This is a genomic window from Rathayibacter sp. PhB151, from assembly GCF_004366415.1.
In the GTDB taxonomy this organism is placed as follows: Bacteria; Actinomycetota; Actinomycetes; order Actinomycetales; family Microbacteriaceae; genus Rathayibacter; species Rathayibacter festucae.
The window spans coordinates 528,400-540,582 of sequence record NZ_SOEN01000007.1 but is presented as its reverse complement, the minus strand read 5'-3'; the positions used below and the strand labels follow the sequence as shown (position 1 = coordinate 540,582).

Below are 12,183 nucleotides of genomic sequence, written 5' to 3'. Positions count from 1 at the left end.
GTCCAGTCGACGAGGTGTATAGAGTGCCGAGCATGCCCCCCGCCGAAGAGCACGCGTCTCTCGACCAGATCGCCACCGAGATCGGTCGTATGTTGATCGCGTTCTCCGGGCTCGAGACCGCTGCCCTGTCAACGCTGGTCGTCTTCCTCCGAGACTCAGACCAGGACATCGTTCGAATCACGCTCGCCCGCATGCGGTTCGGGGAGGTGGTCAACAAGCTGCGGTCGATCAGTAAACTCCCGTCGGTAATTGCAAGACACGACGCGACGGCGGGTGCACTCACGGCATGGGCGAATAGGACCGAGTCAGTTCGGGTGCGGCGAAACTCGCTGACGCACCTCATTCTCGCTCAGGGTCCTGATGGCGAGTACTCGAACCTCGGAGACCTGCTCGACCCCGATCTTGCCGTCCTCAGCCCGGCTGAGATCCGGCCGCTAATCGAAGACATGAACGATCTCATCCGAGAGATTAACCGGATCTCGAGCCTACTGCTGGGGCGGATGGCTCATCCAAGCGAGGAGGTGGCAGGCACGAGCATGTACCCGATGTTCAAGAAGCGAGGAGACGCTGTTCCAGGCGCTTGACCACTTCGACAAAGCTCGGGTCACCGCCCTCCTCAAAAAGCCTTTCGGATGCGGACGCCGGGTGGCGCCATCCCTCGGGGTCTAGAGCCAGGCACAAGCTCATCTCGAGCTCGATTACCTGCGCCGCGAGCGCGCGAAGTGCGAGTTCGAGGTCATCACGTTCGCCGGGCGCCGAGTAGTCCATGCGGGCAAATTAACTCACCATGCTCGTCGTAGGTGGGCCGACTCGTCAGAGAGGCGCAGAGCTACGAAGTCGACTCGATGCGCCGGCCGGCCACCAGGCAGAGCCCCAGGACGAGGAGGAAGCCGGAGAGGTACCTGTTAATATGGTGCATGATCGCGACCGCTCGCGCGACCACCAGCCAGGAGAAGCCGACGACGAACCAGCCGAGGTACGGGACCAGGGCATAGAATAGACGCCCGGACTTCTCCACTGGAAGATCGCACGGGAGCATCGGCCACCCGACACGGGAGACATGGCGGGGCTGCAGGCGTCGTCCCCCCCGACGAAAACCCTTACAAGCGGAGTTTCGTTCGAGACCCGAACAGCATCACAGGCCAGGAGGTAGAGTGCGAGACGCGGAGCATATTTCCTGGCCGCCGGCCGACACCGTCTCGTAGACAACGAGAAGGTGTCGTTTTCTCCCACGAACGGACAGCAGCGAGGTCACTTGTAAGAGGTCTTCGCCTGGCCGAGATCTCGTGAGGGGGCGCGAGCTCTGCACGCCCCAGGGGTGTCTATTGGCCCGGCCTGGGGTGGCCTTGATCCTCGCCCTCAGTCCGCAGTCAGTCCGCAAGAAGTCCAATCAGGCACCGTCAGCGCCAACCGCCAGCCATCATCGAATTGCCGGGATTACGCGGATTCCGACACTCCCCAACGGGGCACAACACCGGACGGAGAGTTCGAGCTGTACTACGGCGTCTGATCCGACGCACCGCAGGGCTCGCGCACTGCACGAAGGGCCGTTCCTCTCCGGAGGAGCGGCCCTTCCGCGTTCCCGGGCGGACCCGCGGGCGTCAGCGGTAGGTCGGCGCGTCGACCTCGACGGGGCCGTAGAAGCGGCGCTCGAAGACGGCGCGGGCCCGGCGGGTGACGCCGAGGTAGTCGTCCTCGAGCTGCGTCGCCGAGTCGGCGGGATACTCCAGGAGCCGTGCGACGCCGTCCAGCTGGCGACGGTCGGCGGGCAGCACGTCGGCCGTGCGGTCGGTGAACAGGGTCATCGCCGAGCGCACCCGCGACGCGAGGAGCCAGGCCGCGCGCAGGCGCTCGGCGTCGGGCGGCGAGATCAGCTCCGCCTCCTCCGCCACGCTCAGCGCGGTCAATGTCGAGGTCGTCCGCAGCGCGGGGATCGTCCGCGCGTGCTGCAGCTGCAGCAGCTGCACCAGCCACTCGACGTCGCTCAGCGAGCCGCGGCCGAGCTTGAGGTGGCGCTTCGGGTCGGCGCCCTGCGGCAGCCGCTCGCTCTCGACGCGGGCCTTGATCCGCTTCACCTCGCGGATGTCGCGGTCCGAGATCGCGGACGGGTAGCGGACGCCGTCGGCCAGCTCCTCGAAGGCGGCGATCAGCGCCGCATCGCCGGCCACCCCTCGAGCGCGCAGAAGCGCCTGCGCCTCCCACGTCAGCGACCAGCGGGCGTAGTAGGCGCGGTAGGAGTCGAGGGAGCGCACCAGCGGGCCGTTCTTGCCCTCGGGGCGCAGATCGGCGTCGAGGTCGAGCGGGAGGCGCGAGTCCTCGGTGAGGCGCACGAGCTCGGCGACCAGGAACTGCGCGTAGAGCTGCGCCTCGTGCGGGTCCGCCTCGCCCGGTCGCTGCACGTACATCACGTCCGCGTCGGAGCCGAAGCCCAGCTCCGCTCCCCCGTAGCGCCCCATGCCGATCACGGCGAACTCCGCGGCGGATCCGCGGCGACCGGTGCTCGAGCGGCGGACGGCCGCGAGCACGCCACCCAGGAGCGCGGAGATGATGTCGGAGAGGCTGGTCGCGATCTCCTCGATGGTGCTGAGACCGAGGACGCCGCCCATCGCGGTGCGGAGCACCTCCCGGCGGCGCATCCCCCGCAGCGCCGTGGCGACGGCCTCGGGAGTGTCGTGGCGAGCGAGGACCGCGCGCACCTCCTCCGCCAGCCCCTCGGCACTGCGCGGACGCAGCGCGTCGTCGTCCTCGAGCCACGCCGCCGACTCCGGGATGCGGTCGAGCAGCTCGCCGACGAAGCGCGAGCCCGACAGGACCGTCGTCAGGCGCTTCGCGGCCCCGGAGGAGTCGCGCAGCATCCGGAGGAACCAGGGCGTGCCGCCGAGGGTGTCGCTGAGGCGCCGGAAGGCGAGGAGCCCGTAGTCGGGGTCCGCCCCGTCGGCGAACCACTGCAGCATGACGGGGACGAGGTGGCGCTGGATGCTCGCGCGCCGCGAGACGCCCGAGGTCATCGCGGCGATGTGGCCGAGGGCGCCGCGGGCGTCCGCGAAGCCGATCGCCGCCAGCCGCGCCTCCGCCTGGCCGGTCGACAGCTCGATCCCGCCGTCGGGCAGCGCCGCCACCGCGGAGAGCAGCGGGCGGTAGAACAGCCGCTCGTGCAGCCCTCGGACGCGATGCTTGATCGAGTTCCAGACGGTGAGGAGCTCCTCGGCGCTGCGGGCGAGACCGCTGGCCCGCGCCAGGGTCCGCAGCTCGTGCTCGTCCCGCGGCATCAGGTGGGTGCGCCGGAGCCTGCGCAGCTGGAGCCGGTGCTCGAGCAGGCGCAGCGCCCGGTAGTCCTGCGCGAACTCCTCCGCCGCCGCGCGGCCGATGTAGCCGCGGTCGGCGAGAGCGCCCAGGGCCAGCAGCGTGCCGGGCATGTGGATCTCGTCGTCGGTCTGGCCGTGCACGAGCTGGAGCAGCTGGACCGTGAACTCGATGTCGCGCAGCCCGCCCGGCCCGAGCTTGATCTGGTAATGCACGTCGTTCTGCGGGATGTTCTCGGTGACCCGCTCGCGCATCCGCTGCACCGACTCGACGAAGTTCTCCCGCGAGGCGCTCGACCAGACCTTCGGCGCGACGGCGTCGACGTAGGCGCGGCCGAGCTCGAGGTCTCCCGCGAGCGGGCGGGCCTTCAGCAGGGCCTGGAACTCCCAGCTCTTCGCCCAGCGGTCGTAGTAGGTGATGTGCGACTCCAGGGTCCGCACGAGCGCCCCCTGCTTCCCCTCCGGCCGCAGGTTGGGGTCGACCTCCCAGAGCTCCGGCTCGAGCGCGAGCGCGGAGGTGCCGCGCATCAGCAGGACCGCGAGCCGGGTCGCGATGTCGATCGCGCGGGCGTTCGAGAGGCCGTGCTCGGGGTCGCCCTCGGCCACGAAGATGACGTCGACGTCACTGACGTAGTTGAGCTCGGAGGCGCCGGCCTTGCCCATCCCGATGACCGCGAAACGGGTCGCCACGACCTCCTCGCGGGAGAAGCGACCGGGACCGGACCCCGCGATCAGGTCGGCTCGCGCCACCGCGAGCGACGCCTCCAGGGCCGCCCCCGCCAGGTCGGCGAGGGTCCGGGCCACCCTATCGATCGCCGCGACAGGATCCGCCTGGCCGAGATCGTGCACGACGACGCGGGTGAGCAGTCGGCGGTAGCGGACCCGCAGGGCCGTCCAGCCGTCCTCCTCGTGCAGCGCCGCGACGCCGTCGACGGCGCCGACCGAGTCGAGCAGCTCCTGCTTGAGCTCACCGCGACCCGGAAGAACGCGGACCGGCTCGAGGAAGCCGGCGAGCTCGTCGGGCCGGCGCTGCAGGAAGTCCGCGAGACCGGAGGACGCCCCCAGCACGAGCAGCAGGCGCGTGATCGCGGCGTCGTCCGCGAGGACGGCGTCCATCCGGTCGCGATGGCTGCGCAGCAGATCGAGCAGCGCGCCGAGCGCCGCATCCGGATCGGCCACCGACGCGAACGCCGGGACGACCGACTCGAGCGACCGGCCCGCGAGCTCCTCCGCCTCCGCGAGCCGTGCCCCGGTCTCGCCGAGGGCGGCGAAACCGAGGCGGGCGACCTCGCTCAGCGTGCGTTCGCGGGGCATGGCGGGAGGGGTCAGAGCATCTCGAGGTTGCTGCGCAGCTCGTACGGGGTGACCTGGGCGCGGTACTCGGCCCAGTCCTTCCGCTTGTTGAGCAGCACGAAGTTGAACACCTGCTCGCCGAGGGTCTCGGCGACGAGCTCCGACTCCTCCATCAGCGAGATCGCGCGGTCGAGGCTCGCCGGCAGCGGGCTGTAGCCCAGGGCGCGGCGCTCGGCGTCCGACAGCGTCCAGACGTTGTCCTCGGCCTCGGCGGGGAGCTCGTAGCCCTCCTCGATGCCCTTGAGTCCCGCGGCCAGCAGCAGCGAGTAGGCGAGGTAGGGGTTGGCTGCCGAGTCGAGCGCGCGGTACTCGATGCGCGAGGACTGGCCCTTGTTGGGCTTGTACAGTGGCACGCGGACGAGCGCGGAGCGGTTGTTGTGGCCCCAGGACACGTAGCTGGGCGCCTCGTCGCCGCCCCAGAGGCGCTTGTACGAGTTGACGAACTGGTTCGTCACCGCGGTGATCTCGGGGGCGTGCTTGAGCAGACCGGCGATGAACTGGCGGCCGAGCTTGGACAGCTGGTACTGCGCGCCCTGCTCGTAGAACACGTTCATGTCGCCCTCGAAGAGCGAGAGGTGCGTGTGCATACCCGAGCCGGGGTGGCCGGAGAGCGGCTTGGGCATGAAGGTCGCGTAGACGCCCTGCTCGATCGCCACCTCCTTGATGACCGTGCGGAAGGTCATGATGTTGTCGGCCGTGGTCAGCGCGTCCGCGTAGCGGAGGTCGATCTCGTTCTGGCCGGGGCCCGCCTCGTGGTGGCTGAACTCGACCGAGATGCCGAGGTCCTCGAGCATCCGGACCGAGCGGCGGCGGAAGTCGTGCGCCGTGCCGCCGGGGACGTTGTCGAAGTAGCCGGCGGAGTCGACGGGCTCGGGGCCCTCGGCGCCGAAGGTCGACGACTTCAGCAGGTAGAACTCGATCTCGGGGTGCGTGTAGAACGTGAAGCCGCGCTCGGCCGCCTTCGCGAGCGTGCGCTTGAGCACGTTCCGCGGGTCGGCGACGGCGGGCTGGCCGTCCGGAGTGGTGATGTCGCAGAACATCCGCGCCGTCGGGTCGATCTCGCCGCGCCACGGCAGGATCTGGAAGGTCGACGGGTCCGGGTGCGCGAGGACATCGGCCTCGAACGAGCGAGTGAGTCCCTCGATGGCCGAGCCGTCGAAGCCGAGACCCTCGGCGAACGCCCCCTCGACCTCGGCCGGAGCGATCGCGACCGACTTGAGCGTGCCGACGACGTCCGTGAACCAGAGGCGAACGAATTTGATCCCTCGCTCTTCAATGGTGCGAAGAACGAAGTCCCGTTGCTTGTCCATCAAGGCCCTTCCTGTTTCGCTCCCAGGCTAGTGGCTCCGCCCCTCCCCTGCTGGGCGCCCGGCCGTTCCCCGCTGAGCCCCGACGGGGCGCGGATAGACTCGACCGCATGTCAGCGCAGCCCGTGAAACGCGTGAGAACCCGCCACTTCCAGACCGCGAAGGACTCGGGGGTGCGGATCACCGGGCTCACCAGCTACGACGTGCTCACGGCCCGCATCTTCGACCAGGCGGGCATCGACTTCCTGCTCGTGGGCGACTCCGCCGGCAACACGGTGCTGGGCTACGACACGACCCTGCCGGTCACCGTGGACGAGCTGATCCCGCTGGCCCGGGCCGTCGCGGGCGCCGTCGAGCGCGCGTTCGTCGTCGCCGACCTGCCCTTCGGGTCCTACGAGTCGGGCGCGGACGACGCACTGCACACCGCCTTCCGCTTCATGAAGGAGACGCACGCCCACGCGGTGAAGCTCGAGGGCGGCGTCCGCTCCGCGGAGCAGATCCGGCGGATCGTCGAGGCCGGCATCCCGGTGATGGCGCACATCGGCTTCACCCCGCAGAGCGAGCACGGCCTCGGCGGGCACATGATCCAGGGCCGCGGCGAGGGGATCGAGCAGCTGCTCGCCGACGCCCGCGCGGTGCAGGAGGCGGGAGCGTTCGCCGTCGTCCTCGAGATGGTGCCGAGCGAGGCCGCCCGCCGAGTCACCGAGGAGCTCAGCATCCCGACGATCGGCGTCGGTGCCGGCCCGCACGTGGACGGTCAGCTGCTCGTGTGGACCGACTTCGCCGGGCTGACCACCGGCCGAGTGCCGCGCTTCGTCAAGCAGTACGCCGACCTGCGCGGTGTCCTCACCGGCGCGGTGACCGCGTTCCGCGAGGACGTCGAGGCCGGTGCGTATCCCGGAGCCGAGCACAGCTACGAGTAGCGGGGCGGGACCCGGGTCAGCGCGCGATCAGCGGTCCTCCGCGTCCTCCTCGTCCCAGCGGCGGGTGTTCTCGCGCATCTTCTCGAGAGCGTGGGACGCCTCCTCGCGGGACGAGTAGGGGCCCGCGCGATCGACGGACGGGGACTGGAAGCCCTGCTCCACCGCGCCGGACTTGAGGTTGTACCACCAGGAGTTCGCATCACCGTCAGACATGCCGCGATCCTACGCCGGGGCCGGTCGCCGGTCGCTCCCCCTCGCGCCTCGCTAGCATGGCCGGTATGACTGCTGCTGCGACCGCGATCGGAATCGACATCGGAGGGACCGGCATCAAGGGGGCGTACGTCGACCTCGGCGAGGGCGCCCTCCTCAGCGACCGGATGAAGGTCGCCACCCCCGAGGGCGGACGCCCGAAGGACATCGTCGCCACGGTGCAGCAGATCCTGGGCATGCTCCCGGACGCACCGTCCGACACCCCCGTCGGGATCTGCTTCCCGGCCGCCGTGGTGCACGGACGCACCATGTCCGCCGCGAACGTCTCGGACGAGTGGATCGGCCTCGAGGCCGAGAAGATGTTCGAGGACGCCATCGGCCGCGACATCTTCTTCGTGAACGACGCCGACGCCGCCGGCTACGCCGAATCGCGCTTCGGCGCGGCGAAGGACAAGAAGGGCCTGGTCCTGATGACCACGCTCGGCACCGGCATCGGCACCGCGCAGATCTACGACGGCGTCCTCATCCCCAACGCCGAGCTCGGCCACCTCGAGATCCACGGCGGCGACTACGAGAAGAAGGCGTCCTTCGCCGCGAAGGAGCGGGACGACCTGGACTACAAGCACTGGGCCAAGCGCCTGCAGCGCTACTACTCCCACCTCGAGGCGCTCCTCTGGCCGGACCTGATCATCGTCGGCGGCGGCATCTCCAAGCACCACGAGGAGTTCCTGCCCCTGCTCGACCTGCGCACCCCGATCGTCCCGGCCGCCCTGCGCAACAACGCGGGCATCCTCGGCGCCGCGGCCCTGGCGGGCGGCGGCGTGCGCCGCTGAGCCCATTCCGCGGCGGTCCCCGCCCGCCGCGGCGCGGTCGGCTCCGACAGATGGCCGCGTTCCGCAGAGCGTCTCGCCTTCGGCTACGACGAAACGCTGGCACGCGTTTCGCCGGTTCGCCTCGCTGCGCGAGAGCGGTCTGGAGGGCCCGCGTCCCTGACACCCCCCCTTGCGATCGGGTGCCCTCCCCTTCTTGGTGGTCGAGTAACCGCGCAGCGGCGTATCGAGACCCACATCACCGAACGGCGACCCCGAGCCCGCGTCCAGCAGGGGCGGATCTCGATACGCCCTCTACGAGGGCTACTCGATCAGCATGCGCGCGACAACGGCGCACCTACCGCATGAGCAGCGCGATGCCGCACCCGCCTGAGCAGGCCCGCCACTCTTCGCTGGTCGAGTAGCCGCGCAGCGGCGTATCGAGACCCACGGCACCGAACGGCGGCCCCGAGCCCGCGTCCAGCAGGGGCGGATCTCGATACGCCCTCAGCGAGAGCTACTCGATCAGCATGCGCGCCAGGACGACACTCTTCAGGAGCATGCGGAAGCAGGGCCGAGGCGAGCCGGAGAAACGCGTGCCAGCGTTTCTCCGGAGACGGACGCGACACGCTCTGCAGAACGCGACCACGCACCCAGGCCGACCGCGGCGCGGCGGGCGGGGACCGCGGCGCAAGAAGGGCATCGCCGAAAAAGGCCCCGCAGAGCGGGGCCTTTTTAGGCGAAGGGGTCGGCTATTACGCCGGGTTCTGTTCACGCCGCGCCTCTCGGCGGGCGCTGGACGGCCATCTCTCTCGGGGGCACGTCGCCGTGACCCTCCAGCGGTCTACCCGAGGACCCGACGAGCAGCCGCATCGTCCTCTGTCTGACCTTGCTCCGGGCGAGGTTTACCGAGCGGACCGGATCACTCCGGCCCCTGGTGGTCTCTTACACCACCGTTTCACCCTTACCGCGGGCCGGAGCCCGTGGCGGTCTGTTCTCTGTGGCACTGTCTCGCGGGTCGCCCCGGGTGGGTGTTACCCACCGCCCTGCTCTGCGGAGCCCGGACGTTCCTCGGCGCCGGGGCTCTCACCCCGGCGACGCGACCGTCTTGCCGGCCCGTTCGCGGAACCAGTGTACGGGCCGGGTCAGGCGAGCGTCGACTCGTCGCCGCGGACGAGGATGCAGCCGCTGTCGGGGCAGAGCACGACCTGGTCGGGCGCGGTGGTGCGGATCCAGGCGAGGTCGGACTCGGTGAGAGCGACGCCGCTCCCCTCCGACACCTTGCCGCGCAGGAGCGCCGCGCCGACGCCGTAGCGGGCGCGCTGCTTCTCGTAGAGCTCCACCAGGTCGGCCGGGATCTTCTCGACGAGCGAGGCGCGGTCGCGGGCGAGCGCCTCCTGCTTGCCGGCGAGCTTCTCCGCCTGGGCGTCGCGCTCCTCGGCGAGGGTCGCGATGCCCGCGACGACCTCGTCGCGCTCGGCCTGGGCGGCGGCGACCTCGGCCTCGATGCCCTCGATCCGCTCCATCAGCGTCAGCTCGATGTCCTCGAGGTCGCCGCGGCGCTTGACCAACGAGGTGATCTCGCCCTCGAGCGCGGCGATGTCCTTCGCGGACGACGCGGTCTGCAGCCGGTCGCGGTCGCGGGCGAGGCGCTTGTCGACGACCTCGACGTCGGACTCGATCCGGCCGAGCTCGGTCCGGGCGTCCTCCAGCCGCCCGTTGCGCTCCGCGAGGGTGCGGCGGGTCTCGTTGTCGCGGGTCTGCATCGCCTTGATCGCCGCGATCTGCGGCAGGGTGGCGACGGCGTGACGGAGCTGGTTGCCCCTCGTGTCGAGACTCTGCAGAGTCAGGAGCTCTCGCTGGTCGGCGGGGCTGGCAATCACGTCGCGGTCCTCGTTCCCGGCACGGAGGGTGGGCGTGCCGGCTCCATTCTCGCGCGCTCGCGGAGCGTCAGTGGACGATGGCGAAATCCCAGGGGTCGGTGCGGGTCTCACTGACGTCGACGACGACCCCGGGCAGCGCCGTGCGCAACGCCGCGGCGGCGACGTCGAGCCAGAGCCACTCGCTCGCCCAGTGCGAGACGTCGAGGAGCGCCGGTCCGGTGCCGTGGCGGGCCTTCTCGCGCGCCTCCGATGCCGGGTGGTGCCGGAGGTCGGCCGTGATGTAGACGTCGCTCGTGCGGACGGCAGGGCTGTCGAGGAGGGAGTCCCCCGCTCCGCCGCAGAGCGAGACCCGGCGCACGGGCGCCTCGTAGTCGCCGGCGGCGCGCACTCCCCCGGCGGTGGCGGGCAGCAGCTCGGCGACGGCGCGGGCCAGGCGTCCGAGCGTGACCTCCTCGGCGAGGTCGCCGACGCGGCCGAGGCCGACCGACGGGTCCTCACCCGGGACGAGGGGCGTCGTACCGGTGAGGCCGAGCCGGGTCGCGATGACGTCGGAGACCCCGTCCGCGACGATGTCCGCGTTGGTGTGCGCGGAGACGAGGGCGCAGCCGTGCCGGATCAGCTCGGCGAGCAGGCGGCCCTTGTAGCCGTCCTCCGCGATCGAGGTGACCCCGCGGAGCAGGAGCGGGTGGTGGGCCAGGAGGAGCTGGTAGCCGCCGCCGACGGCCTCGGAGACGGTGTCGGCGACGACGTCGACCGTGAGGAGGATCCGCTCGACCTGCGCGGCCGGGTCACCGGTGACCAGACCGGGGGCGTCCCAGTCCTCCGCGGCACCCTCGGGCCAGAGACGGTCGATGACGGCGTGGACGTCGCGCAGCGTGGGCATGGCTCCAGGGTAGGCCGCCGCTCCCCCGCCGGAGTGCGCCTCAGTGCGCGTCTCAGTGCGCGTGGTCGGTCTCGACGGCGCGGATGGCGGCGTCGGAGCTGCCGACCTCGTCGTCGAGGTCCGCGGCGAGGAAGTCCTCCGACTCGGGGAGGCGCACGGTCAGCCCGGCGTACTGCTCGACCGCCAGCTCGCCGCTCAGCCCGGACGCCGCGAGGACGTGGCCGCCGACGGTGCCGCTCGAGTCGACGAAGTGGGTGTGCAGGCCTGCGACGCTGATCCCCTGGAACGGCTTCGGGCCGTAGAAGCCGACGATCGTGCCCTCGACGTCGTGCAGGTGCACCTCGCGCTGGTCGCGCATCGCGTCCGCCAGGCGGAGGTACGGCTTCACCTGGGCGATCGGCTGCCGCAGCGTCAGGTGCTCGACGCGGCCGCGGAGACGGACGCCGACGAACACGTTCGGGCTCGGCGCGGTCCGCCGCACCGCCGTCAGCAGGGCGTCGAGCGACGGCACCGCCTCGACCGTCTCCGTGCTGTCCGGAGCGAACCGGGCCAGCTCGGCGAAGGCGATCGTGTCCTCCGGCTCGAGGACGACGACCGAGCCGTCGCCGCGGAACAGCCGGTGCACGCCGTCGAGCACGACCAGCTCGCCCTCCATGTGGTCGCCGCAGCCCAGTCCGAAGTCGCCGGCCTCGTCGGCCTCGGCGCGCGTGACGACGCCGTCGAACAGACCTGCCAGCAGCGCGTCGACGATCGAGAACTGGGTGATGAGGCCGCGCGGCGCGGTCGGAGTCGGCATCCCGCCATTCTGGCGGAGCACTCAGCTCTCCAGCGCCAGCCGATACCGCTCGCGCGCCATGCGGAAACGAGAGAAGCCCCGCGCTTCCGGAGAAGTGCGGGGCTTTCTGTCGTGCGGTGGATCCGAGGGGATTCGAACCCCTGACCCCCTGCATGCCATGCAGGTGCGCTACCAGCTGCGCCACGGACCCTTGGTGCACTTCTCGAACGGGAGGTACCGACCTTGCGGCCCGCTCCTCCGCCCGGCGGAAGCAACTCGAATAAACTACAACACGAAGCGCGTGGAGTGAAATCGAGCGGCGCCGCCGGGCGTGTTCCTCAGTTCGAGGAGGCCGCGGAGTCGGCGGGAACGGCGTTCGCCACCGTGATCGGGACGACCGGGCAGTCCTTCCAGAGGCGCTCCAGCGAGTAGTACATCCGGTCCTCCTCGTGGAAGACGTGGACGACGAGGTCGCCGAAGTCGAGCAGGATCCAGCGCCCCTCGGCGCGGCCCTCGCGGCGCAGGAGCTTGGCGCCGGATTCGTTGAGGCGGTCCTCCATCTCGTTGGCGATGGCGACGACGTTGCGCTCGGAGCGCCCCGTCACCAGGAAGAAGATGTCGACGAGCGGCAGCGGTCCCGAGACGTCCAGCGCGACGAGGTCCTCCCCGCCCTTGGAGTCGGCGGCGGTGGCCGCGAGGTCGAGCAGGGCGCGGGCGGAAGCGGTCGCAGTCATGAAG

General features: G+C 70.6%; 12 protein-coding genes, 1 tRNA gene and 1 other RNA gene. 3 read left to right on the top strand and 11 right to left on the bottom strand.

The window, feature by feature from the left end; all coding sequences use genetic code 11:
• Positions 1-32: 32 nt before the first annotated feature.
• The gene (locus tag EDF35_RS10005) at positions 33-584 is read left to right on the top strand and encodes a hypothetical protein (protein ID WP_133962219.1); all 552 of its coding nucleotides are present in this window, start codon (positions 33-35) and stop codon (positions 582-584) included.
• Here EDF35_RS10005 and EDF35_RS10000 read toward each other — a convergent pair.
• From EDF35_RS10000 to EDF35_RS09985, 4 genes are all read right to left on the bottom strand, one after another.
• Positions 550-768 (bottom strand): hypothetical protein, encoded by a 219-nt coding sequence (locus EDF35_RS10000; RefSeq protein WP_133962218.1) that lies wholly within the window; start codon positions 766-768, stop codon positions 550-552. The two genes, EDF35_RS10005 and EDF35_RS10000, sit on opposite strands and share 35 nt — an antisense overlap.
• Before the next feature lie 61 nt (positions 769-829).
• Positions 830-1,018: a hypothetical protein gene (locus EDF35_RS09995; protein WP_133962217.1), complete on the bottom strand. Its 189-nt coding sequence runs from the start codon at positions 1,016-1,018 to the stop codon at positions 830-832.
• 583 nt (positions 1,019-1,601) lie between these two features.
• Positions 1,602-4,616 (bottom strand): bifunctional [glutamine synthetase] adenylyltransferase/[glutamine synthetase]-adenylyl-L-tyrosine phosphorylase, encoded by a 3,015-nt coding sequence (locus EDF35_RS09990; protein WP_133962216.1) that lies wholly within the window; start codon positions 4,614-4,616, stop codon positions 1,602-1,604.
• Positions 4,617-4,627: 11 nt separating this feature from the next.
• A complete protein-coding gene (locus EDF35_RS09985; protein ID WP_123445837.1) occupies positions 4,628-5,965 on the bottom strand; it encodes a glutamine synthetase family protein in 1,338 nt (445 codons plus the stop codon).
• A 107-nt stretch (positions 5,966-6,072) separates the two neighbouring features.
• Here EDF35_RS09985 and panB point away from each other — a divergent pair, with 107 nt between their 5' ends.
• Entirely contained in the window at positions 6,073-6,885 is an 813-nt protein-coding gene (gene panB / locus EDF35_RS09980) for a 3-methyl-2-oxobutanoate hydroxymethyltransferase (protein WP_123703541.1), read from the top strand.
• 27 nt (positions 6,886-6,912) lie between these two features.
• Here panB and EDF35_RS09975 read toward each other — a convergent pair whose 3' ends face one another.
• The gene (locus EDF35_RS09975; RefSeq protein ID WP_123445835.1) at positions 6,913-7,098 is read right to left on the bottom strand and encodes an SPOR domain-containing protein; all 186 of its coding nucleotides are present in this window, start codon (positions 7,096-7,098) and stop codon (positions 6,913-6,915) included.
• Between the two features lie 65 nt (positions 7,099-7,163).
• Here EDF35_RS09975 and ppgK point away from each other — a divergent pair, with 65 nt between their 5' ends.
• Entirely contained in the window at positions 7,164-7,928 is a 765-nt protein-coding gene (gene ppgK / locus EDF35_RS09970) for a polyphosphate--glucose phosphotransferase (RefSeq protein WP_133962215.1), read from the top strand.
• Positions 7,929-8,644: 716 nt separating this feature from the next.
• Here ppgK and rnpB read toward each other — a convergent pair.
• The 6 genes from rnpB to rsfS all read right to left on the bottom strand — a co-directional run bounded on the left by rnpB (position 8,645) and on the right by rsfS (position 12,179).
• An RNA gene (rnpB, locus tag EDF35_RS09965) (RNase P RNA component class A) lies at positions 8,645-9,023 on the bottom strand.
• Between the two features lie 26 nt (positions 9,024-9,049).
• Positions 9,050-9,787 carry a hypothetical protein gene (locus EDF35_RS09960; RefSeq protein ID WP_123445833.1) on the bottom strand — a complete coding sequence of 246 codons (738 nt, stop codon included), beginning with the start codon at positions 9,785-9,787 and terminating at the stop codon, positions 9,050-9,052.
• Between the two features lie 67 nt (positions 9,788-9,854).
• Positions 9,855-10,670 (bottom strand): Nif3-like dinuclear metal center hexameric protein, encoded by an 816-nt coding sequence (locus EDF35_RS09955; RefSeq protein WP_133962214.1) that lies wholly within the window; start codon positions 10,668-10,670, stop codon positions 9,855-9,857.
• Positions 10,671-10,722: 52 nt separating this feature from the next.
• A complete protein-coding gene (locus EDF35_RS09950; protein ID WP_133962213.1) occupies positions 10,723-11,466 on the bottom strand; it encodes an acetolactate decarboxylase in 744 nt (247 codons plus the stop codon).
• 117 nt (positions 11,467-11,583) lie between these two features.
• A tRNA-Ala gene (locus EDF35_RS09945) sits at positions 11,584-11,656 on the bottom strand.
• A 127-nt stretch (positions 11,657-11,783) separates the two neighbouring features.
• The gene (gene rsfS / locus EDF35_RS09940; RefSeq protein WP_133962212.1) at positions 11,784-12,179 is read right to left on the bottom strand and encodes a ribosome silencing factor; all 396 of its coding nucleotides are present in this window, start codon (positions 12,177-12,179) and stop codon (positions 11,784-11,786) included.
• Between the last annotated feature and the right edge of the window lie 4 nt (positions 12,180-12,183).